General features: G+C 39.6%; 17 protein-coding genes and 1 tRNA gene. 7 read left to right on the top strand and 11 right to left on the bottom strand.

Annotation, left to right across the window (positions count from 1 at the left end):
* Positions 1-77: 77 nt before the first annotated feature.
* The 5 genes from EFY79_RS06845 to EFY79_RS06825 all read right to left on the bottom strand — a co-directional run bounded on the left by EFY79_RS06845 (position 78) and on the right by EFY79_RS06825 (position 6,148).
* Positions 78-150 (bottom strand) — tRNA-Ala (locus EFY79_RS06845).
* Positions 151-224: 74 nt separating this feature from the next.
* Positions 225-1,550 carry a citrate (Si)-synthase, eukaryotic gene (locus EFY79_RS06840; RefSeq protein WP_123119934.1) on the bottom strand — a complete coding sequence of 442 codons (1,326 nt, stop codon included), beginning with the start codon at positions 1,548-1,550 and terminating at the stop codon, positions 225-227.
* Between the two features lie 111 nt (positions 1,551-1,661).
* A complete protein-coding gene (locus EFY79_RS06835; protein WP_123119933.1) occupies positions 1,662-2,753 on the bottom strand; it encodes an LptF/LptG family permease in 1,092 nt (363 codons plus the stop codon).
* Between the two features lie 153 nt (positions 2,754-2,906).
* Positions 2,907-3,245: an MmcQ/YjbR family DNA-binding protein gene (locus EFY79_RS06830; protein ID WP_123120060.1), complete on the bottom strand. Its 339-nt coding sequence runs from the start codon at positions 3,243-3,245 to the stop codon at positions 2,907-2,909.
* 98 nt (positions 3,246-3,343) lie between these two features.
* Positions 3,344-6,148: a M16 family metallopeptidase gene (locus tag EFY79_RS06825; RefSeq protein WP_123119932.1), complete on the bottom strand. Its 2,805-nt coding sequence runs from the start codon at positions 6,146-6,148 to the stop codon at positions 3,344-3,346.
* A 167-nt stretch (positions 6,149-6,315) separates the two neighbouring features.
* Here EFY79_RS06825 and gltX point away from each other — a divergent pair, with 167 nt between their 5' ends.
* From gltX to EFY79_RS06790, 7 genes are all read left to right on the top strand, one after another.
* Positions 6,316-7,839, top strand: coding sequence for a glutamate--tRNA ligase (gene gltX / locus EFY79_RS06820; RefSeq protein ID WP_123119931.1), 1,524 nt, complete (start codon positions 6,316-6,318; stop codon positions 7,837-7,839).
* A gap of 89 nt (positions 7,840-7,928) precedes the next feature.
* On the top strand, positions 7,929-10,319 hold the full coding sequence (locus tag EFY79_RS06815) for a glycoside hydrolase family 31 protein (protein ID WP_199727472.1): 2,391 nt from the start codon (positions 7,929-7,931) through the stop codon (positions 10,317-10,319).
* A gap of 40 nt (positions 10,320-10,359) precedes the next feature.
* Positions 10,360-11,127, top strand: a complete 768-nt coding sequence (locus tag EFY79_RS06810; RefSeq protein WP_123119929.1) for an enoyl-CoA hydratase-related protein — start codon at positions 10,360-10,362, stop codon at positions 11,125-11,127.
* A gap of 73 nt (positions 11,128-11,200) precedes the next feature.
* Positions 11,201-11,482 (top strand): type II toxin-antitoxin system RelE/ParE family toxin, encoded by a 282-nt coding sequence (locus EFY79_RS06805; RefSeq protein ID WP_123119928.1) that lies wholly within the window; start codon positions 11,201-11,203, stop codon positions 11,480-11,482.
* A gap of 11 nt (positions 11,483-11,493) precedes the next feature.
* Positions 11,494-11,778, top strand: coding sequence for a HigA family addiction module antitoxin (locus EFY79_RS06800; RefSeq protein ID WP_199727471.1), 285 nt, complete (start codon positions 11,494-11,496; stop codon positions 11,776-11,778).
* 232 nt (positions 11,779-12,010) lie between these two features.
* Positions 12,011-13,417 carry a class II fumarate hydratase gene (fumC, locus tag EFY79_RS06795; protein WP_123119926.1) on the top strand — a complete coding sequence of 469 codons (1,407 nt, stop codon included), beginning with the start codon at positions 12,011-12,013 and terminating at the stop codon, positions 13,415-13,417.
* A gap of 463 nt (positions 13,418-13,880) precedes the next feature.
* The gene (locus tag EFY79_RS06790) at positions 13,881-16,160 is read left to right on the top strand and encodes a T9SS type A sorting domain-containing protein (protein ID WP_123119925.1); all 2,280 of its coding nucleotides are present in this window, start codon (positions 13,881-13,883) and stop codon (positions 16,158-16,160) included.
* A 68-nt stretch (positions 16,161-16,228) separates the two neighbouring features.
* On the opposite strand, the gene EFY79_RS06785 is transcribed toward EFY79_RS06790, so the two are convergent.
* From EFY79_RS06785 to gldG, 6 genes are all read right to left on the bottom strand, one after another.
* Entirely contained in the window at positions 16,229-16,699 is a 471-nt protein-coding gene (locus EFY79_RS06785) for a hypothetical protein (RefSeq protein WP_123119924.1), read from the bottom strand.
* A 27-nt stretch (positions 16,700-16,726) separates the two neighbouring features.
* Entirely contained in the window at positions 16,727-17,392 is a 666-nt protein-coding gene (locus EFY79_RS06780; protein ID WP_123119923.1) for a lipoprotein signal peptidase, read from the bottom strand.
* Positions 17,393-17,449: 57 nt separating this feature from the next.
* On the bottom strand, positions 17,450-18,112 hold the full coding sequence (locus tag EFY79_RS06775; protein WP_123119922.1) for a lipoprotein signal peptidase: 663 nt from the start codon (positions 18,110-18,112) through the stop codon (positions 17,450-17,452).
* 23 nt (positions 18,113-18,135) lie between these two features.
* Positions 18,136-20,643: a bifunctional UDP-N-acetylmuramoyl-tripeptide:D-alanyl-D-alanine ligase/alanine racemase gene (locus EFY79_RS06770; protein WP_123119921.1), complete on the bottom strand. Its 2,508-nt coding sequence runs from the start codon at positions 20,641-20,643 to the stop codon at positions 18,136-18,138.
* Positions 20,640-21,563 carry a TerC/Alx family metal homeostasis membrane protein gene (locus tag EFY79_RS06765; RefSeq protein WP_123119920.1) on the bottom strand — a complete coding sequence of 308 codons (924 nt, stop codon included), beginning with the start codon at positions 21,561-21,563 and terminating at the stop codon, positions 20,640-20,642. The genes EFY79_RS06770 and EFY79_RS06765 overlap by 4 nt, the downstream gene beginning before the upstream one ends.
* Positions 21,564-21,754: 191 nt before the next feature.
* Positions 21,755-23,449 (bottom strand): gliding motility-associated ABC transporter substrate-binding protein GldG, encoded by a 1,695-nt coding sequence (gldG, locus tag EFY79_RS06760; protein ID WP_123119919.1) that lies wholly within the window; start codon positions 23,447-23,449, stop codon positions 21,755-21,757.
* Positions 23,450-23,455 lie beyond the last annotated feature (6 nt).

Genomic DNA, 23,455 nt, shown 5'->3' with positions numbered 1-23,455 from the left:
GTGCTGGCCACCGGTTTTTTTATGTCTTCAAACTGCAATAAAAATGTTGCTTATTTATTGCTTTACTATTTAAAAGGTGGAGGATATCGGACTCGAACCGATCACCTCAAACATGCCATGCTTGCGCTCTACCAGATGAGCTAATCCCCCAAAAAAAAGAACTGTTTAAAAATTTTTATGGCCGCAAATATAATCAGCAAAACAATGAAATAAAATTCTTTTTATTAATCGCCCCAGATTTCTTCTTTGCCCTCGAGCCACGCTTTTACCAAACGGTTGGAAACCGATTTCGGCCTTTCGAGCGGATACCCTAATGCCCTGTCCCAGCAAAGACTTGCCAATACGCCGAGCGATCTTGCAACACCAAAGAGAACTGTATAAAATTCATATTCTACCATACCATAATGCACCAATAAAGCCCCGCTGTGTGCATCCACATTCGGCCATGGATTCTTTATTTTGGCGATGGATTGTAAAATAGGCGGCACTGTTTCATAAATATTCCAAACGGTTTGCACCAATTTATCATCCGGCATATGTTTCTTTCCAAATTGCATCTGTGCTTCAAACCGCGGATCCGTTTTTCTCAAAACTGCATGCCCGTAACCCGGAACCACCTTTCCCTCAGATAAGGTTTTTCTCACATAAGCTTCTATCTGCTCCTTATTGGGAAGATCACTGCCAATTTCTTTTTGCATTTCAAAAATCCATTTGATGACTTCCTGGTTGGCAAGGCCGTGCAGCGGGCCGGCTAAACCGTTCATTCCTGCGGCAAATGCAAGATATGGGTCGCTTAAAGCAGAACCCACAAGGTGAGTAGTATGAGCCGAAACATTTCCGCCCTCATGGTCGGAGTGAATCGTCATGTAAAGCCGCATCAATTCATGAAAACCTTCATCTTCGTAGCCAAGCATGTGCGCAAAGTTTCCTGCCCAATCCAATAAACCATTTGGCTGAATATGCTTTCCACCCTTATACTTACGACGATAAATATACGCAGCAATGCGGGGCAGCCGGGCAATTAAATCCATTGCATCATCAAATACGGGAAGCCAGTAATCCTGTTTGCTCATGCCCTCGGCATATTTTTTGGCAAAATGGCTTTCCGTTTGAAGGGCCATTATCCCAACAACAAATTGGGTCATGGGGTGCGCAGTTTCAGGCAATGCTTCAATTGTATCGAGTACGTAATTGGGAACATGGCTGCGGCGTTGCCACAAATTACTCATGTTCTGAACATCCTCTTCTGTTGGCAATTCACCTACCAGCATCAGATAAAATATACCTTCAGGCAAAGGTTCTGAGCCGCCTTCGGCCTTTGGAAGCTTTTCTTTAAGTTCCGGAATTGAATAGCCTCTAAACCGGATTCCATCATAGGAATCAAGCAACGATGTTTCGGTAACAAGCCCGGTAATGCCACGCATTCCCTGGTAAATCTGTGATAATTTCACCTCACCAATAATCCTGTCTCCGTGATTTTTTACAATGTCTTTTACTTCTGCAGAAACAATATCTGCCTTGTCTTTAAATTTATTTTGAATCGTAGGCATAAAAATTAATTGGAATTATTATTCTTTGAAAAAATTCAAGTGCGATAAAGTTAACGCCCGGATAGGTTTTTAACAAAAGAAAATGTTGAACGTCAAACGATTCTCATTCTTTTAACTGGATGCGCGCTTGTATAAATACCATGCAAGCCCGCCAAATACCACATTTGGCAACCATGCAGCCACTATCGGACTAAAATTTCCTTTTAGCGCAAAAACTGAAGCAAACCTTCCTACCAAAATATAAATGACGCATATCAAAAATCCAATGGCAAGATGGAATCCGCTTCCGCCCCTTATTTTTTTGGACGAAACACATGCGCCAATAATCGTTAAGATAAAAACTGACACAGGCACGGCATTCCGGTTATTTTTCTCAAGCAGCAGTTCGTTCACATCGCCTGAGCCGCGCATTTTTTCTAGTTGGATAAAGTGGTTTAATTCCGGCGTTGTCATTTTATCTTTCATGTAATCATCTCTGCGCAAATCCCGGGGCTTAAAATTAAAATTCATTTGCATGGTGGCCGAATCTATTATGGTCTGATGCAAACCATTTATCTTTCTGATCACCACATTGTTCAGCATCCATTTATTGGTTCCTGTATCCCACTTTATTGACAGCGCTCTCAGGTTGTATACAAGATTAGTTTTGTCAAACCGCTGGATAAAAAAATTACTTCCCGTTTTGCTGGTAGTATCGTAGTAACGGATACCCGCATACGAAAAAGAGTCCAGCTTAAAATATTTGTTGCTAAGGGTGGAGGTATTTACATAACCTCCATAATTGTAATCTATATATTTCGCATTAAAATTCGCCCATTTTTCATTAGCCGGCGGAAGCGCATATTGGTTGGCCCACCAAAGAAAGGCGGTAAAGATAGCACCTGCCAACATGTAAGGCCTGAGCAATCTTCCAAAACTGATGCCTGTGCTTAACATGGCGATTATCTCCGATTTATTAGCAAGGGAAGAAGTAAAAAATATAACTGAAATAAAGATGAACAGCGGGAAAAGCATAGCCTCGATATGAGGAAGAAAACCAAAATAATATTGTACGATAATTTCTTTATAAGAGAGGCCTGTCTTTGCAAAATCATCGGTTTTTTCACTTAAATCGACAATTACAACAATAAAAGTTAGCGCGATGAGACAAAAGAAAAAAGTGACAAAAAATTTTTTGATGATATACCAGTCTAATAATTTCATGCTGCGCTTAAAATAAAAACTTTAGTTGCCAAAAGTAAATTAAAAAAGCAGAGTAATCCGTATATCACAGGCCAGCAGCCTGATTTATGAAATTTTTAAAAAGATAGTAAACGAACTTTTAAAACGAATTTATATTTTGTTGAAGGCTGCAAATCATTTTTTCTTTTTTGAAGAAACGCCTGCCACAAGCTGGTGCGAATCTTTTATAAACTCACACAATGTTTTTCGCGGTATTTCGCCATCTACAATTATGGTGTTCCAATGTTTTTTATTCATGTGATAGCCCGGTAAAACGGATGAATATTGTTCGCGCAATTCAACAGCCCTGTCAGGATTGCATTTTACATTGAATTGCAAGGGCACTGAAGACAAAGAAACCAACAGGAAAATCTTATTCTTTGTTTTGAACACCAGCGTGTCTTCGCCAAAGGGAAAACTTTCTTCTACCTCCTGTAGCGACAATGCAAAGTTTCGCAGCTCTTCAATATTCATAAAAAAAATAAAGTCATAAGTTGTAAGTAATAAGTTATAAGTTGCAAAACACAAGCAGCAGCCTCGCAAATCATCTAAATAATTTAATAATTCAATAATCAATTTCCCTTTTCCGGCCTCAAAATTCCGGTTACGACATTCTTCGTAGTCAATAATAATTTTGCGGCTTCCTGTATATCTTTAGGCGTTAACGCATTCACATATTTATCGTAATGTATAAAATAATCAGGGTTACCGCCCGGAAAATAGAAATGCTGCAATTCTGAAAGCCAAATATTGTTTTCCTTAATGTTCACTTTGTGTTGTTCTTCCCACTGTTTCTTCACTTTGTCAAGGTTTTCCTTTGATGGGCCATTCTTTATAATATCCTGGATTTCCGCAGTTGCAGCCCGTAACAGAGTGTCTACTTTTTCCGGCCCTGTGGGCAATGTCAGGAAAAAAGAATAATTTGAATAAGGAATTTTTTCAAACTGCACCTGTGTACCTCCGCCATAAATTGCCTTGAGTTTTTCTCTCAACTCTTCATCAATGCGAATATTTAAAATTTCACTAATCGCTTCTGCTTTTAAATTGAGTTCATCAGAATAAGGAATTTCGCCGCTATACACCCGGAAAATCATCGCCTTGGGTTCTTTGCCTTTATACACATTCACATTCACTTCACCGCTGGCGATTCTTACTTTGTTATCCACGTAATTAAATGCCTTCTTCACGGAAGGCAGGCTGGCAATATATTTTTCGAGGAGTGGCTTTAGCGAATCTGCAGAAATGCTTCCCACAAAAGTAAAATGCATGCCATATTCATTTTGAAAATTCTCTTTATACATCTGCATAATTCTGTCAAGATTCAATGCATCAAAATATCCCGGTTTCGGAACCGCTATAGGCGCCAGCGGATTATCATTGTACATAGCTTTGAACAAAGTATCAATAAACACCGCTTGCGGATTAGCGCTAAGAAAAGCAAGCTGGGCCTTGTTTTTTTGAATAAATGACCGGAACAAGGCAGTATCGGTTCTGGGTGCGGTGGCATAGAGATACACCAATTGCATCATCGCTTCTGCATCTTTTATCGAGCTACTTCCACTAAAGCCGGTTGTTACCTGGGACATAGCCGGATGAACACTCACTGTTTTCCCGCTCAGCGCTTTTTTTAAATCAAGTGGAGAAAAATTTCCAACGCCCATGCTGCTTATTACCGACATCATGTATTCAGCATTGTATTTATCGGCAAGCCCATAATTGTTTTTGCCACCCGGCCTCACTGCACTCATCAGCAGTTGGTCATTTTTAAAATCAGTATGTTTAAAAGTGACTGTGATGCCGTTGCTCAATGTAAAATCTGTTGTTCCTAAAAGTGAATTCGCTTTTGTATTTACAATTTTTCCGGCTTTGGGAATTTCAGTTAATAAAGAAGATTGCACGGCTTTTTCTTCGTAGGGTTTTAAATCCATTTTTTGAACTTCATCAGCAACAGCAAGAATTTCAGCATCAGTCGGAAGGCTGCTGCTGTCTTTGGTTTGCGGCCCTGAAAGGGCAATAAATTTATTTGAGTTTTGGCTGAGTATGTTGATTACTGCATTTACATCATTCACCGTAATGCCCGGTAATAATTCTTTATAATATTTTAATTCGTTTGTAATGCCGGGAATGGGTTCTTTGGTTAAAAAGTTACGAATGTATTCTTCTGCATAATTCGCCGATTCAGTTTTGTTTTTTTCATTGAATGCTCTTTCAATATAATTGAGCATATCTGCTTTGGACCGTTTAAGCTCTTCTTCAGTGAAGCCAAATTTTTTCACTCTTGCAATTTCCTGCTCGAATGCTTTCAATCCTGTGAGGCTATCGCTGTTGCCTGTGCCGATATATCCTGTGAAAGATTCATAGCCCCGCGCTTCAGAGTTGAAGCCACAGGCAGCATACACGAAAGGAGGATTTTCTTTCTGGGTAAGTTCGCGCAATCTTTGATTGAGCAAATCAGAAAAAATATTCTTTATCAATTCATTCTTATAATCGCCTAATGTAACAACAGGTTTAATCTTGTATGGCGAATAATATACCCTGTACATGTAGCTTGTCGCTTCTTTATCGGTAATCACTTCAGCTACACTTTTTTTATAAGGCGGCACCTCGGGATGAATTCTTGCTCTTTCATTTTGAGGATTTGTATTCGGGCCAAAATATTTTTTAACCAGCGCTTCTGCCCTGGAAGGCTCAATATCACCCACAACAATCACTGCCATTAAATTTGGCCGGTACCAATCTTTATAAAAACTTCTGAGCGCCTCGTAAGGCGCATGCTCAACTATACTGTCAATGCCGATGGGAAGCCGCTTTGCATATAGTGAACCGGCAAATAGCAATGGAAAAATTTTTCGGTCAATCCTGTCCTGTGCGCCTTTTCCTAAACGGCTTTCTTCCAAAACAATCGGACGTTCGCCATCAATATCCGAATCGTTATCCGTAACATTATGCGCCCAGTCGTCTAATATCTGGAAACCCTTTTCAATATTGCCGGGCTTGTCAGTGGGTATGGGAAGAATATAAACTGTTTCATCAAAACTTGTGTACGCATTCAAATCACTTCCAAATCCCACCCCGATAGATTGAAGAAAAGAAATGATTTCATTCTTCCTGAAATTTTTGGTTCCGTTAAAAGCCATGTGTTCGCTCAAATGCGCGAGGCCTTGCTGATTATCGTTTTCAAGAATAGAGCCCGCATTTACCACAAGGCGCAATTCCACTTTCTGGTCAGGCTTTTCATTTTGGCGGATGTAATAGGTGAGTCCGTTACTCAGCTTCCCGATTTTCACGTGTGGGTCAACCGGTAGCGTATCATTGAGATTAGGCTGTGCTAAAACGGAAGAAGAAAGGAATAAAAATAAGAGCGTAAATAATTTCATATATCAACAATTGATAAGAACAAATATAATAAACAAAAATACGGGCATGCGATAAGCAACCTTGTTTGCGGTACAGTTTATAAAAACTTTAAGTCAGAATACAAATCCATGTGATTTGTCCTTTTACTGTCCGGAATGTGATTAAGCCAATCAATTATCTTTGCAGGATGAGTAAAATAAGAGTAAGATTTGCCCCAAGCCCTACCGGCGGATTGCACCTCGGAGGCGTACGCACAGCGTTATACAATTATTTATTCGCCAAACAGCACAATGGCGATTTTATCCTTCGCATAGAAGATACCGATCAAACGCGCTATGTTGAAGGAGCGGAACAATACATCATAAATTGCCTGAAGTGGTGCCATATTCTTCCCGATGAAGGGCCTCATCATCCCGGTGAATACGGGCCTTACCGCCAAAGCGAAAGAAAAAATATTTACAAAGAATATGCAGACCAGTTGGTAAAATCAGGGCATGCCTATTATGCTTTTGATACACCGGAAGAAGTAGAAAAGCTTCGTGAGAAATTAAAAGCGCAAGGCAAATTCAATGTGCAATATGATTATCAAAACCGGTTGAATATGCGCAATTCGCTGGTTTTGCCCAAGGAAGAAACTGAATCGCTTTTAAAAATAAATTTTCCGCATGTGGTAAGAATTAAAATGCCGCGAAATGAATACGTGCATTTTAAAGACATGATCAGGGGCGATATTGAGATGCCAACCGATGGCGTGGATGATAAAGTTTTATTGAAAGCAGATGGAATGCCAACGTACCATTTAGCCGTAGTGGTGGATGATTATTTAATGAAAATAACACACGCATTCCGCGGCGAAGAATGGCTGCCTAGCGCCCCGGTGCATGTGCTGTTATGGAAATACTTTGGGTGGGAAAAAGACATGCCACAATATGCGCATCTGCCCCTGATATTAAAACCTGATGGCAACGGCAAATTAAGTAAACGCGATGGTGAACGACTGGGCTTTCCTGTGTTTGCCATGGAATGGAACGACCCCAAAGCCGGTGTGGTGAAGGGCTTTAAGGAATTAGGATTTATGCACGAAGCATTTATCAATATGCTCGCGCTGTTAGGCTGGAACGACGGTACCGAGCAGGAAATATTTTCGTTGGAAGAAATGACAGAAAAGTTTTCAATGGACAGAGTGCATGAACACGGCGCAAAATTTGATTTTGAAAAAGCCAAATGGTTCAATCATGAATGGATAAAAAAATCCAGCGTTGCCAGGTTAAAAGAAGATGTAAAAAAAATATTTGAACAACATAACATCCCAATTGAAGACGAAAAAAAATTTGAAAAAATAATCGAACTCATCAAAGACCGTTGCACGTTGTTAAATGATTTCGTGGAGCAGGGAAGTTTCTTTTTTATTGCCCCGCAGAAAATTGACACAGCATCTATCCTTCAAAAGTGGAACGAAAATAAAAACCAGTTTTTTGTTGAATTGATAAGGTTGTTTTCATTATTACAAAGCTGGGAACCGGGCGAAGTAGAACATACTTTTAAAGAACTTGCGGCAGCGGCCAAATTAAAACCCGGAGAATTAATGGGCGCATTCAGGCTGATGCTTGTTGGCGGCAAATTCGGGCCGGGTGTTTTTGAAATCTCATCTGTACTTGGACAGCAGGAAACAATAAACAGGATTACGCATGCCTTATCTTCTTTACAATAAACCAGCAATCTAACCAGGCTGAAACTTCAATTGCTGTTGTATCTTTCAGGCTGAACATCTATTTTGATTTCTAATACAAAATTTTTATAGTGGCAAAATTTTTATTCAAAACTTTTTCATCCCTGTTATTTTTAATTGCAGTGGTAAACCAAGGTGCGGCTCAAACACACTCCAGCCAATTGGTTAATCAGCCGATAGACATCAGCCCTGATTTTCACAATTTTAAAAATGCGTATTTCCTCGCCGACAGCCTTACTTCATTCGACCCAAATACCATGAGTGGCAACGTTGAATGGCAACGGAACCATTATGTGCGCCGCATGGCATTTAACAATGAGCTGGCGGCTTTGCAACCTTATCAAAACAATATTTTTCCTGCGTCGGAATACCAGCAGGATCCGGTGCTTCCTTTCAGCATTCAGTTCGTTTCCCCGCGCACAATTCGTTTAAGAATGAACACCGGCCTTGTAGTAAAAGATGAGAAAGATACTTTGATGTTTGTAAAGGAACCTGCTACCGATAAATCATGGAAGTATACGAAAATTGAAGGCGGATATGTTTACACCAGCGCCTTCGGTTCTGTAACTATTCGTGAACATCCGTGGCACATAGAGATAAGAGATGCAAAAGGAAAGTTGCTTACAGAAACTTTTCACGCAAAAGATAACAGCGCCAGCTATACTCCTATCCTGCCCTTCTCTTTTGTGCAAAGGTTTGCAGATATGTCAAGAAGCATAGCCGCTTCATTTACCGCTGCTCCGGAAGAAAAAATCTTTGGCTGTGGAGAATCTTTTACCCAACTTAACAAGCATGGGCAAAAGGTTGTTTTATGCACTTTCGATGCAAACGGTGTGCAAACTCCCGAGATGTATAAGCCCATCCCATTTTTTATGAGCAGCAATGGTTATGGAATGTTTATGCATACCAGCACACCCATCACGTGCGACTTTGGCCAGGCCTATAATGGCGTAAACACTTTGATGATCGGCGACGACCAGTTAGACTTATTTATTTTCCTTGGTGATCCAAAAGAAATTTTAAATGAATACACTAACATCACCGGCAAATCGCCCATGCCGCCTTTGTGGAGCTTTGGTTTCTGGATGAGCCGCATTACTTATTCGTCTGAAGCAGAAGTGAGAGATGTAGCTGCCAAGCTGCGCGAAAATAAAGTGCCGGCTGATGTAATTCATTTGGATGTTGGTTGGTTTCAAACTGACTGGCGTTCGGATTTTCAGTTTTCAAAAGACCGGTTTAAAGACCCGAAGAAAATGATTAGTGATTTAGGAAAAGATGGGTTTCATATTTCATTGTGGCAGCTTCCTTATTTTGTTCCGAAAAACCGTTTGTTCCCTGAGATTGTGAAGAAAAGATTGTATGTAAAAGATGAGAAAGGCAATTTACCTTATGATGATGCTATCGTCGATTTTTCTAATCCGCAGGCAGTAAATTGGTACCAGATGCATATTGATTCTTTGCTAAAAATGGGCGTAGGAGCTATCAAAGTCGACTTTGGAGAAGCCGCACCCGAATTTGGAATGTATGCATCAGGAAGAACCGGCTTTTATGAACACAATTTGTATCCGTTGCGGTATAATAAAGCGATTGCGGACATTACCAAAAAAGTAACCGGTGAAAATATTATCTGGGCGCGTTCAGCATGGGCGGGAAGCCAGCGCTACCCAATCCATTGGGGCGGCGATGCAGAAAATACTTCTTCTGCTATGCTCGCAACTTTGCGTGGCGGATTGTCATTTGGTTTATCCGGATTTGCGTTCTGGAGCCACGACATCGGGGGATTTGTTTTGAAATCTCCTGAAGATTTATATCGTCGATGGACACCGTTTGGTTTTCTTACTTCTCACACAAGAGCGCACGGCGCACCGCCAAAAGAACCGTGGGCTTATGGAAAAACTTTTCTGGATGAATTTCGCCTGAGTGATAACATGAAATATGAACTGATGCCTTACGTGTATGCACAGGCCAAACAATGTACTGAACTTGGATTACCAATGGTTCGTGCTTTGTTTGTAGAATATCCGAAAGATGCCGGTTCATGGTTAATAGAAAATGAATATTTATTTGGTTCCGATATTTTGGTAGCGCCGTTTTTCCAGGACAGCACTTATGAAAGAGATGTTTATTTACCCAAAGGCAGCTGGATCAATTATCAAAGTGGTGAAGTGTATAACGGAGGATGGCATCACATAAAAGGTGGCAAAATCCCGGCGGTAATTTTGGTGCGGGATGGCGCTGTGATTCCGAAAGTGAAACTGGCACAATCCACCAAAGATATTGACTGGAAAAATATAGAGCTGTTAGTTTTTAATTCAGGAAAAACTCAATCCACAGGTTATGTCTGCCTTCCTTCGGATAACATTTTACGGGCACTTTCTGTAGCAGAAAAAAATGGAAAATATTTGTTGGAAGATGATCCTTTGCAAGGCATCGTAAACTGGAAGATTCACAGCTATAAATGAACGTAACGTCCTGGCGGATGTTCAAAAAAAAAAATTTGATATGAATTTTACAACCATAAAAACTGACCTGGAGGAAAACATCCTCACACTTACCATCAACCGGCCTGATAAGTTAAATGCATTAAATCAAACCGTGCTGGATGAGGTGGATGCTGCGATGGACCAGGCTTACAGTGATAAAAATATAAAAGCAGTTATCATTACGGGCGCCGGAGAAAAAGCTTTTGTTGCCGGCGCTGATATTTCTGAATTCGTTTCAGTTCCCGATTCAGAAGGCGCTATGTTATCAAAGAAAGGACAGGATATTTTTTTTAAAATAGAAAATTGCCCTAAGCCTGTAATTGCCGCAGTCAACGGTTTTGCGCTGGGTGGCGGCTGTGAATTAGCAATGTCATGCCATTTCAGGTTGGCAAGCCCTAATGCAAAATTCGGCCAGCCGGAAGTGAATCTAGGATTGATACCCGGCTATGGCGGCACACAGCGCCTTACTATGTTGGTAGGCAAGGGGAAAGCCATGGAACTGATGATGACCGGCAATATGATTACTGCGGATGAAGCAAAATCCTTAGGCCTTGTGAATTATGTGGAATCTGCTGAAAATTTAATTTCCAAAACAAGAGAAATATTAAAAACCATTCTTTCAAAATCGCCCATCGCCATTGCCAAAGTAATTGAAGCCGTAAATTTTTATTTCAAAAAAGAAGGTTTTCAAGAAGAAGCAAAATTGTTCGGAGAAGTGTTTATGAGTGAAGACAAAAAGGAAGGAACGACTGCTTTTTTAGAAAAAAGAAAACCGATTTTTAAATGAATAATTTGAAATTGATTTTACTCAAGTTTCAAAAATAACTTGTAACCTTACAGGTTACAATGTATATTTGCAAATGATAGTTTCAATTGTTCATAAAGGATTAAAACAACTTTGGCTTAAAAATGATCCTTCAAGGTTGCCCGCTGAACAAGTAGATAAAATAAGACGTATACTGGAAGCATTAGATTCCGCTTCAACACTGGCTCCTTTGAAGGCGATTCCAGGATATAAATTACATCAACTTACCGGTAAACTGAAGGGATATTGGTCAGTGTGGGTAACTGGAAATTATCGAATTACCTTCCGCTTTGAACATGAAAATGTTCATGTGGTAGACTATCAGGATTATCACTAAAAATTAATATAATGAATCGTCGAATGAAGCCTGTTCATCCCGGAGAAATTCTTCGGGAAGATATTTTAAAGGAAATGAATTTAACAATTACGGTTGCCGCCCAGGGACTTGGCGTTAGTCGAAAGCACCTTTCCGCAATACTAAATGAGCAAGTTTCTATAACAGCAGAAATGGCGGTAAGACTGGAACAGGCCTTCGGCGTAGAGGCTGGGTTCTGGCTTGACCTTCAAAAAAAATATGATATCTGGAAAGTGCAGAAAGAAGGTAAAATTCATGTAGCCCGAATCAGAGCGTAAGAAAATTTTTAAAAAAGAAGCTAAAGTATTTCAGAAGTTAAAAAAAGGAAGCCGGTTTTAAATAACAAGACTTTTTCAGGTAAAAAAATACATTGATTTATTGCTTTGCTGCCGCAATCATTTTAGTCAAAAGTATTTTTATTCTATTTCACCACTGATTTACTATTTCACATTTTCCTTCTTTCATTGGTACATTTGCATGAACCAATAAATCTTTTAATTGAAATAAACTATGGATTACAGAATAGAAAAAGATACGATGGGGGAAGTAAAGGTGCCCGTTGATGCCTATTACGGCGCTCAAACCGAAAGAAGCATTGAAAATTTTAAGATAGCGCAGGACATCAATAAAATGCCCAAAGAAATTATTCGTGCATTTGCTTATTTAAAAAAAGCCGCGGCCATCACAAATTTTGATGCCGGCGTTTTACCAAAAGAAAAATTGGATTTAATCAGTAAAGTTTGTGATGAAATTTTGACAGGCAAATTAGAAAAAGAATTCCCTCTTGTTGTATGGCAGACGGGAAGCGGCACGCAGAGTAATATGAACGTAAACGAAGTAATTGCCTATCGTGGCCATGTTCTGAATGGTGGCAGCCTTTCTGACAAACAAAAAGTGTTGCATCCAAATGATGATGTGAATAAATCGCAATCAAGCAACGACACTTTTCCTACGGCGATGCACATTGCGGCGTATAAAATTTTGCACGACCTTACCATACCTGCTTTGGAAAATCTGAAAGATACGCTCTCCCAAAAATCAAAGGATTTTATGCATATCGTCAAAATTGGTCGCACGCATTTTATGGATGCCACTCCCCTAACGCTCGGTCAGGAATTTTCAGGGTATGCTTCTCAACTTGATCATGGCATTAAGGCCATTAAAAACACCTTGCCGCATCTGAGCGAGTTGGCGCTGGGTGGCACGGCAGTAGGCACCGGTATCAATACACCGCCGGATTATGCAGTGAATGTAGCAGAAACAATTGCAGAACTTACAGGCCTTCCCTTTATCACCGCAACTAATAAATTCGAATCGCTGGCATCGCATGATGCTATTGTAGAAGCACATGGCGCGTTAAAAACCATTGCAGTGAGCCTCATGAAAATTGCCAACGATATCAGGATGCTTTCTTCAGGACCAAGAAGCGGCATCGGGGAGATCAGCATTCCTGAAAATGAGCCCGGTTCTTCCATTATGCCCGGAAAAGTAAATCCTACACAGTGTGAGGCCGTTACCATGATTGCTGCGCAGGTAATGGGCAATGATGTGGCAATCAGCGTAGGCGGCGCCAATGGCCAGTTTGAACTGAACGTGTTTAAACCCATGATCATCTATAATTTTCTTCACAGTGCCCGGCTGATTGGAGACGGTTGCAACAGCTTTAATGAAAATTGCGCTAAAGGAATTGAACCCATAAAAGAAAATATTAAAAAGCATGTAGACAATTCCTTAATGCTTGTTACCGCGCTGAACACCAAAATCGGGTATTATAAAGCTGCAGAAATCGCACAAAAGGCACATAAAGAAAATACTACCTTAAAAGAAATGGCCGTAAAGCTGGGATATGTTACCCCCGAACAATTTGATGAATGGGTAAATCCTGCAAATATGGTAGGAACTTTACCTTCCAAATAAAAAATTAAGAAGACTGCTACCAATGACTGATAGCAGTCTTCCTTTTTAGAAGACACCAATACCATCGGAAAAAAAAATTCGCTTTATTTCCTGCTTTACTACTAAAAAGTTTTTAACTAATCACCAATTTTTCTGAATAAATATTGACGAGGTAAGCTTGTATAGTTTGAAAATATATACACCCGGATTGGAGAAATGATGAAATCACGTTTTATATCCAACACCCCAATCTTCCCGAAAAATTAAATTCCAGGATTCTTCCTTTGCAAGCATTGTTTTGGGATGACATATCGCACGAAGCATACCTCTTTTTGCCATCGGATGAAAATGATTATTTAGAATTCATGTACTAAAAAAATATCTTCTTCTCATGCGTAGTTTACATGTCCAAAATAAAAGCAAGCTTAAAATCGTTATCCTTAATTGAGGCTTTAAAATTTCAATTGGACGAAAAAAATTCTGTATGGGAAATAATTTTACTCCTTCTCAAACGCATATTCAAGTTGTTCCCTCGGTGGCATGGTGGTTCAGAAATGCAGAAGCATTTCAGGCTTTTTGTTTGTTCACTGTTGCTTTAATGCTGTTTGCTTTGCCTGAATCAACAAAAGGCCAGGCAGTGACAATGAGCTATAGTTACGAAAACCTCACCCGGAATAACGGTGGCGGCACTTTGGAAAAAGGGGATATTATCGAGGTGCATGCGCTAATGCTGGTGAAGACCAAAACAGCGAACAACGTATATTATATTGATACCATTCGCGATGGAGCAAAGTTCGTAAGTGGTTCTTTAAAAATAGTAACCAACGAAGGCCTCACCTACTACGGTCCATATACTGATGGCTCCAATGATGATGAAGGCGTTTACGATGGTTCGTACGGTGGTGTTTCCAGGGTGCGTGTAAATATAGGCGCGAATCCAGGCAAAGCCAAAAGCGGATCAAACCTGACTTCAACTTCAGGTGGAGGAAGTATAGTACCGGGAACCTATAAGCCCAAATTTTATGGCGGAACATTATTAATGGTTGCGTACCAGCTTGAGGTGACCGCTAATTTTGGAGATACGCTTTATCTTACCGGTAATTATTATTTTGATACATCCGGTGCTCTAAGATCCTACCATTTTGCATATCCCGGAATTAAGGTCATTAAAAACTCAGGCCTTTGTGAAAATTTTTCAAGCGCCAGCTTTACAGCAGATAGTTCGTTTGGTAGCGGAAACATACAGGATAGAGCGACACCGGCAATAGTTCCCGGTTACAACAAAGTTACTTTTTCTGCCAATCAGCCCCAGGATGGCAATTATTCAATCGCTAATAATACAAGCCCTACTCAAAAAACGGTAAATACGGGGCCGCCTACAGGAAATTCTGACCGTGTTTTTGGCGTGTGGGATATCATCGGAGATCATACAGGCTCAACCAATCTGAATGCCGGAAACGCACCAACCGCCAAAAACGCAACAGGCGGCTACATGCTCGTTGTCAATGCTGCATTTTCAACAGGCGAAGCATTCAGGCAAACCATTTCAGGCCTTTGTCCGAATACGAATTACGAGTTCTCCGCCTGGGTACGTAATATTTGTGGCTATTGCGGCATTGACGCTGACAGCAAGTCCACGAATCAGCCGGGCGTTTTGCCCAACCTGACTTTTGCTGTGAACGATATAGATTATTATACTTCAGGCGATATTCCCTGGGATGGCAATTGGAAAAAACGGGGCTTCATGTATAAAACCGGCCCGAATGAAACCAGTTTTACCATTTCTATCAGGAATAATGCTGCCGGCGGTGGCGGTAATGACTGGGTATTGGACGATATTAAATTGGTGACTTGCTATCCCAATCTGATCATGAATCCGAGTGACACCGCATCAGCTTGTGCCGGATGGCCGATTACCTTAAGCGATACGGTAAAAAGCTACTTTAATAATTATACTCATTACCGGTGGGAAACCAGTAATGACGGCATAAATTGGATACCGGCCAACTCAGGAGGAACAAGAACACCAGCATTAATAAATGGTTTATTTGTGTATTATGTGGATACGGTGATCAAACCCGCTAAAGCGGATAGCGGCACGTATTTCAGGGTAAAAGTAGCTACCACGTCAGACAACTTAAATGATGACAAATGCGCCGTGGATAAGAGCCAGCGAATCTTCCTGAAGGTGTACAGCACGGCGTGCCCTTTGCTCGATGTAACTATCTTAAATTTCTACGGGTCACTTTCCAACAACAAAACCGCACTTCAATGGTCTGCTCAAAATGAAGGCGAGCTACAAAAATACATTGTTCAAAAAAGTTCAGATGGAATTCATTTTGCTGATATTGGCGAAGAGACAGCAAAGAATGGAACCGGCAACAAAAATTATAATTTTAATGACCCTGATGAAATTTTTAATACCGCTTATTACCGGTTAAAACTTCTAAGTTCCACCAACAATGAAATAAAATATTCAAAGATCATTTCATTGTTCAATAAGAATACTCCTTTCAAAATTTTTACCGTCAATCCTTTTAGCAATTCCGTAAAAATGGATGTTTTTGTTCCTTCCCAGGGGAATATTGAATTTAATCTTTGCGACATGTATGGTCACATTGTAAAAAAGAAAACCATGACATTGAACAAAGGAAATTCAAACATATCCATTGATGATGTAAGTAGCTTACCACCGGGATTATATATCCTCAGAGCTTTATTTAACGGCGTTGTGGTTCAATACAAACTGGTTAAAATCAATTAATGCAGTAAAAGAACAAATCTGAATGATTTATATTTTACAGGCAGGGGTTTTGAAAAAAAATCTCTTTATTAATAAGTTGAAAATTTTCCATTGGTAATTTGAACCGGGTTCGATGTGCTATCATAAACGAGCCCAGAGAATGTTCCCTGAATATGGGTAGAATCAGAAGCCATTAAATTCACAATAAACTCCCCGGTAGATTCATTGGCATAATAGATTGTTTTATTTGGCAATGAATAAGAGAAATTGCTTTCAAATTTTGAAGTAGAATAATTTCCGGGAGGAAAGGAACTGCCGAATAGCTTAATTTGGAACTGTTGGGTACCATTAGCAGAGGTGCCGAGGATGTACATCACATTCGAACCAATGCCCGAGGTGCTGTAGACATTATTAAGATAGCCGGAATAATTAACGCCACCCTTCGTAAATTGCCAGCCTCCCAACACGGGCCTTGTTTTTTCAGAACTATATTCTTTTGCGCAGGAAGAAACCGCCAGGCTAATTACGAACATCCAAAATAAATATTTAGCAAATTTCATGGTATAAAATTATAAGGAAATACGGAATTAAGAAACGGGTATTTCTTCATTGATTAATTTTTCTGTTTTCACGGCCGCATTGCGATTCGGGCTTCCAAAAAATTTCTTTTGAAATACAAAGATTGCAATGATGCCCGCAGAAATGGAAGCATCTGCTATATTAAAAATCGGGCTAAAAAAAGTAAATGGCTCGCCGCCCCAAAATGGAAACCATGAAGGGAAGCGCGAATCAATAATCGGAAAATACAACATATCCACCACCTTGCCGTGCAAAAACCCTGCATAGCCATGAGCCGGGAAAATATGAGCAATGTTAGAAGGAAAAGCAGTGCTGTCTTCGAATATTAAGCCATAAAACATACTGTCAATTAAATTGCCCAGCGCTCCTGCAAATACCAGGGCTACGCAAAATATAAAAGCCGGATGGAATTTCCTTTCAATAATTTTTCTGATATAAAAAATGCCGAAGATGACTGCCGCCAGGCGAAACAGCGTTAAGGCCATTTTTCCGAACTCGCCGCCAAATTTCCAGCCATAGGCCATTCCTTCATTTTCGATAAAATAAATCCTGAACCAGCGGCCCATTACCAAAGTAGATTCGCCAAGATGATAATGTGTTTTTACGTAAATTTTAAGAGCCTGGTCGGCGGCAACAATTAATAAGATTATCAGAAAAACAGTTCTCTTTTTCACTCAGAAATTTTAGTGGGCAAAGATAATAAAATTGAGCTTCAGGGCGGATCTGATACGTTAATTATTAGCCAATGGAAGCGGTTCTTCCTGCTCATTTTTTTTTGAATCATCGCCGAAAAAACGCCTGCGAAAAATGATAATTCCAATGACGCCCACGGATACTGAAGCATCAGCAATATTGAAAATGTAATTAAAAAATGAAAAGGGTTTGCCGCCCCATATTGGAAACCATGTAGGGAAATGTGTGTCGATAAGGGGGAAATAAAGCATGTCTACCACATTGCCATGCAAAAAAGTACCATAGCCTTTGCCGGTAAAAATTCCGGATATTTGATCTGATGTAAAACTGCTTTTATCAAAAATCATCCCGTAGAAAAGGCTATCTATTAAGTTTCCCAAAGCGCCTGCAAAAATCAGCGAAACCAATACGATATATCCCGGATGCAATTTTTGTTCAATAATTTTTTTCAAATAAAAAATACCAAATATCACCGCTCCTAATCTGAAAAGTGTGAGCGCTAATTTTCCTATTCCTCCACCAAATTGCCAGCCATAAGCCATTCCTTCATTTTCGATAAAATATAATTGAAACCAGTGGCCCAGCACCGTTCTTGATTCACCGGGATGAAAATGGGTTTTTATATAAATTTTTAATACCTGGTCTGCAATGAGAATTGCGCAGATGATAAAAACAATATGCCTTTTTTTCAGATGCAACATTTTATAGCGCTTTAATTTTTCTTTTATTCTTCATAATAAATCCTTTTAACCCGTTGCGAAATACTGGTCATGATTTCATATGGTATAGTTCCGGCCCAGTCAGCCAGCGTTTTTAATGAAAGCGATTCACCAAAAACCAGCACTTCTTCGCCCTCTTTTACTTCTTTTATTTCCGTAACATCCAGCATCGTCATATCCATACAAATATTTCCTATCGTTGAAACCGCCAAGTTATTAATCATCATTTTACCCACGCCATTTCCAAACCTTCGTGAATAGCCATCGGCGTAGCCAATTCCGGCCACTGCTATCACGCTGTCATTTTTTACTTTAACCTTATGTCCATAACCAACCGTTTCGCCTGCCCTGATTGTTTTTATCTGCGAAATTGTGGTTACCAGAGTAGAGACATTTTTAAGGCTACTTTGCATTTCCGGGCTTGAATCAAATCCATGAATGCCAATGCCGAGCCTAACCATATCCAACTGGAATTCAGGATGCCGGCTAATGCCCGCTGTATTGTCGATATGTGTCTCAAAACGATAATCCAAAGACTTTTCAAGCTCCCGGCAACACCTCGTAAACGTGTTAAACTGCTCAATCGTAAATGCATCTTCTGCCGGATCGTCGCTGGCAGCAAAATGCGAAAAGACGGTTTTTATTTTGATAAAATGATTATGTTTCAGGAAATCTGCAAGCGCCCCGATTTCATTTTCCAAAAACCCCAGGCGGTGCATTCCGGAATCAATTTTCAGATGAACAGGATATTTTTCGATGTCAGCCTTTTTTAAAAAATCTGAGAATTGATTCAGCAGACCAAACGAAAATATTTCAGGTTCTAAATTGAAATTTATCAACGCATCAAACGTGCTTTCATCAGTGTTCATCACCATTATTGGCAAAGTGATTCCGGCATTTCTTAATTCGATGCCTTCATCTGCATAGGCCACGGCCAGGTAATCCACTTTATTAAATTCAAGCACCGAAGCGATTTCATAACTACCGCTGCCATAGCCGAAAGCTTTTACCATTACCATCATTTTGGTGGTGGGTTTTAGCCTGTTCCTGTATTGTCTAAGATTATAAGCGATGGCCGTCAGGTTAATGGAGAGTATTGTCTGGTGCACCTTTTGCTCAAGAAGATGGCTGATTCTTTCAAACCCAAACTGGCGTGCGCCTTTAATGAGAATGGTTTCATCATGAAACGACGATAAAAAAATATTCTTTAAAAAATCACCGGTTGTTTTAAAAAAGCTTCTGCTTGCTATTACCGAAAACGCTTGCTGATGAGAAAAAATATCCCTTCCAATTCCTATAAATTTGTTTACATTTTTTTGCTGCAGCAGTGAAGCAACTTCCTGGTATAATTGGCCGGGCTTAATGCCAGATTGCATAATGTCAGAAAGAATTACCGTGCGGCCCGGATGTTGCTTTTGTTGTTCCAAAAAATCAAGCGCTATCCGGAGCGAGCTAAGATCGTTGCTATAGCTGTCATTAATTAAGTGACACCGGTTAATGCCTGATTTAAGTTCGAGCCTCATCTCAATCGGGTAAAGCGACCAAAAGCGCTCCCGAAGCGCCTTCGTGTTTTTATTCAGAATGAACAACATACACCAGCAATTAATTGCATTTTCGATGGAAGCATCGTCAGTAAAAGGAATTTTAATTCGAAATTTTGTTCCGTTATAATCAGCGACGATTTCCGAAAAAGAATTTGTTTTTTTTATTGAGATGATTTTTAAAATATCATCAGTGCTCGTTCCCCATGAAAATAACTGGATCTGATTATTTTTTTTCTGAAAAAAATGCATCTCCTTCAAAAGCCTCTGATCGCCCGATGGGAAAACCACGAATTCAGCATTTTTAAAAAGCAATAATTTTTCCCTGATCTTTTGTTGAATATTTTTAAATCCTTCATCGTGAGCATTGCCAATGTTGGTAAAAATCCCGATTTGCGGTTTAATGATTTCCTCAAGATTTTTCATTTCTCCGGGTTGGGAAATGCCCGCTTCAAAAATGGCAAGATTATCCGCCGTGCTGATGTTTAAAACACTCAGAGGGACGCCTATCTGAGAGTTAAAGCTTTTCGGGCTTCTTATAATAGTGTAGTCTTTTTCCAACAGTTGATTGAGCCATTCTTTTACGATTGTTTTTCCGTTACTTCCCGTCAATCCAATCACAGCCAGGTTTTCGTTTGAAAATTGCCTGCGGTGGAAGGCAGCCAAATGTTGTAGCGCACTCACCGCGTTCTTTACCAGGAGAATATTGGCACCAGCAAAGTTAGCTGGATCAATATTTTCGTTATCCGTTACGAGGTTGCGCACGCCTTTTTGGAAAACATTTTCTAAAAATAAATTTGCGTCACCCGACTTGCTTTTGACCGCAAAAAAAACTGTTTCGGAAGGATAGGAAATTTTTCGCGAATCAAGCGAAACATACGAAAGCACAGAAAACAAATCATTTTTGCTTATCCATTTTGCCTTACAAACTTTTGCAATTTCCTGGATGGTATAATGAATTGAAGCTGTCAATGTTTTTGTCTGTTTTTATAAATAGAAAATAAAACGGATCCGCCAAGGCAAAGGATAATGACAGCAAGAGAAACAGCAATATGCAATTTGATTCCGAAATATTCTATCAGCATTTTTGTTCCGATAAAAATAAGAATGATTGCGATGCCTTCTTTTAAATATTTAAACTTATCGAAAGAATTTTTTAAAAGAAAAAACAGTGATCGCAATCCCAAAACTGCAAAAATATTTGAAGTATAAATCACCATTTTGTTTTGAGTTATTGCAAACACCGCCGGAATAGAATCGAAAGCAAAAACAAGATCCGTAGCGGCGAGCATTACCATTACCACAAAAAGAAGCGTGTAATATTTTTTGCCATTTATTCTTTGTGTAAATTTTCCACTCGTGTGATCATGTGAAATCGGCAGAACCTTATTAAGTACTTTATAAACTGCATTTTCTTTGGGATCAAATTCAGCTTCAGAATCTACCACAAACATTTTAATGCCTGTATAAATCAGCAAAGCGCCGAAGATATAGAGTATCCAATGAAATTTAATAACGAGCGAGATGCCGATAGTAATAAATACAATGCGCAGCACAATGGCTATTAGAATTCCCAAAAGCAGCACACGGTTAATATGCCTGCCTGGAATTTTGAAATACGCGAATATAAGTATGAACACAAAAATATTATCGATGCTCAATCCCCATTCCATAAGATAGGCGCTGATATATTCGAGACTTGCCTGCTGGCCATCTTCAAACCAAACAAAAACGAAAAACGAAAGTCCTAATATAACCCAAAAGGCTGTTTGGTAAAAGGCCTGTTTTATTGAAATTGATTTTCCTTTTTTACTGAAAAGCCCGAGGTCTATAACAACAGCAACCACTAATACAATGATGAAAATAAGATAAGTCCATGCTGTCGCTGTCATAATTCCTGTTGTCTTTTACTTAAGGTAGAAAATGTAAAGTACGGAAATAAAAAAAACTGAAAATGGTGATTGAGCCAAAAATTGTTGGCAGCAAAGCATTTTTGCTTCACGATTTCTTTACCAGAGATTTACAAAAAGCAAAATAAAAAACGCATTTATTTGTTTGTTCACTGTGAAATATTTTCTATTCTTCACACCGTATATTTTCTTTTTCGTATTGCCTGGTAAACCAAACCAAAAATTATAATAAGAAGTACAGGCAACACAATGTTCAACAATTCCCACAAACCGCGCTGTTCAGTTGTTTTTTTAGGATCGAGCAGGCGCAGCTTGTAATCTTTTGATTTGGCCTCGGCCAGGCCCGCATCGTTCACCAGATATTCCATACAATTAATTACAAACTGGCGATTGGCAAACTGGTATTCGTATTGGGTGCCAACAGTGTAAGGATTCACGCCCATTGGCAACAATTGATTTTTGTAAGAACCGTTGAGCACAATATCTCCATCGGCCACAATTATCATTTTATTGTTCTCAATATTTTCACTGCGGAAAGGCACTCCATATAAATTTAAAGAATCCATCTGCTGACGGCTGATTCGGTTTTTATAAAGTGAAGAAAACTTTCCTTCCAGCAAAACACCTGCTATTAAGCCACTTTTATTAAAAGCGGCATCCTCCGGTGCATTCCGGTTTTCAGCGCCGCTGATAAGGGCAGGCGTCTCAATCGTCCGTGAGTTGGAAGAGGATTTTAATAAAATAGTTTTCGTAATACCCGGCGCGCTTACCGTGTCGATTGTATTGACAAATTTTCCTTCCACCAGGCCAAGGTTTTTATTGATTACACTATTTTGAGGCGACTCAAAAAGAGGGAAATAATTCCAATGTAAAAATTCAAATTGATCTTTCCCATTTACACTAAAGGGTAAAAAGTCGCATTGAAGATCCATTAAAAGATCAGGATTAACCCGGGTCCCATATTTAAAAAGCAAATCCTGTAGATTTAAATTCCTGTCGTAAGCTATCACTTCATTTTTTAACTGAAGACTATCTGCTTCAGCGTTCAGGCGATCAACAAAAAATAATAATTTTCCACCGCGCATTACATACTGGTCAATTTTTAATTTTTCTTCTTCAGAAAAAGACAAAGAAGGCTTTACGATTAGCAGCAGCTTAAATGTATCCGGAATCACCGCTTCTTTTTGCAAATCCATCATGAAAAGTTGGTAATTCTTCTTCAATACATTTTCAACCAAATCATATGTTTCAGGGCCGATTGGTTCGCCGTTTCCTACAGCATAAGCTACCAGCGGCTTTTGTGGATTTGAAATTTTTTCTATGCCGCTGGCGAAATTATATTCCAACAATGCTTCGGCGCTGTTAAGTTCCGGAGCCGTAATAAATTTATTGGAACCTGGGTATAAATTTACAGGCTGCAATTTGCCCTGGTAGCTGATTAAGGCTGCCGGATAAATATATTGCGATTGCTCTCCTTCTTTGAGCTGCACTTTTAAATTGATGGGCACAAGCCCGAGCGAGGCAAGTGAATCGCCAAAGGATTTTTCCGTTCCCGGAATTTTTTCATCTGCCGATATCAGTTTATAATGAATGTTCCCATTAGAATATTCCTGGAATTCCTGCAATGTTTCCTGCGCAGAAACAGATAATTTTTTAAAGCCGGCAGGAATATCGCCTCTTAAAAAAATATAAATCTCCATCTTTTGATTGATGGTTCGCAGCAATGCCTTAACAGGCTGTGAAATGGAAAAGCGTTTTTCATTGGTCAGATCGATTCTCTCGTGAAAAACTGAGGCGATATAGTTTATTAAAACCACAGCAATAATAAGGATAAGCCACCACCATTTTTTATTTGTAAGAGGTTTCATTATCGG

Source organism: Hanamia caeni, assembly GCF_003721595.1.
GTDB lineage: Bacteria > Bacteroidota > Bacteroidia > Chitinophagales > Chitinophagaceae > Ginsengibacter > Ginsengibacter caeni.
Note: the sequence above shows the minus strand (reverse complement) of the source record. Positions and strands in the feature narration are given on the sequence as shown.

Bases quoted from the DNA above. Each gene is read 5' to 3' on its own strand.
- EFY79_RS06840 (WP_123119934.1), bottom strand. From the start codon at position 1,550: ATGCCTACGATTCAAAATAAATTTAAAGACAAGGCAGATATTGTTTCT.
- EFY79_RS06835 (WP_123119933.1), bottom strand. From the start codon at position 2,753: ATGAAATTATTAGACTGGTATATCATCAAAAAATTTTTTGTCACTTTT.
- EFY79_RS06830 (WP_123120060.1), bottom strand. From the start codon at position 3,245: ATGAATATTGAAGAGCTGCGAAACTTTGCATTGTCGCTACAGGAGGTA.
- EFY79_RS06825 (WP_123119932.1), bottom strand. From the start codon at position 6,148: ATGAAATTATTTACGCTCTTATTTTTATTCCTTTCTTCTTCCGTTTTA.
- gltX (WP_123119931.1), top strand. From the start codon at position 6,316: ATGAGTAAAATAAGAGTAAGATTTGCCCCAAGCCCTACCGGCGGATTG.
- EFY79_RS06810 (WP_123119929.1), top strand. From the start codon at position 10,360: ATGAATTTTACAACCATAAAAACTGACCTGGAGGAAAACATCCTCACA.
- EFY79_RS06805 (WP_123119928.1), top strand. From the start codon at position 11,201: ATGATAGTTTCAATTGTTCATAAAGGATTAAAACAACTTTGGCTTAAA.
- EFY79_RS06800 (WP_199727471.1), top strand. From the start codon at position 11,494: ATGAATCGTCGAATGAAGCCTGTTCATCCCGGAGAAATTCTTCGGGAA.
- fumC (WP_123119926.1), top strand. From the start codon at position 12,011: ATGGATTACAGAATAGAAAAAGATACGATGGGGGAAGTAAAGGTGCCC.
- EFY79_RS06790 (WP_123119925.1), top strand. From the start codon at position 13,881: ATGGGAAATAATTTTACTCCTTCTCAAACGCATATTCAAGTTGTTCCC.
- EFY79_RS06785 (WP_123119924.1), bottom strand. From the start codon at position 16,699: ATGAAATTTGCTAAATATTTATTTTGGATGTTCGTAATTAGCCTGGCG.
- EFY79_RS06775 (WP_123119922.1), bottom strand. From the start codon at position 18,112: ATGTTGCATCTGAAAAAAAGGCATATTGTTTTTATCATCTGCGCAATT.
- EFY79_RS06765 (WP_123119920.1), bottom strand. From the start codon at position 21,563: ATGACAGCGACAGCATGGACTTATCTTATTTTCATCATTGTATTAGTG.
- gldG (WP_123119919.1), bottom strand. From the start codon at position 23,449: ATGAAACCTCTTACAAATAAAAAATGGTGGTGGCTTATCCTTATTATT.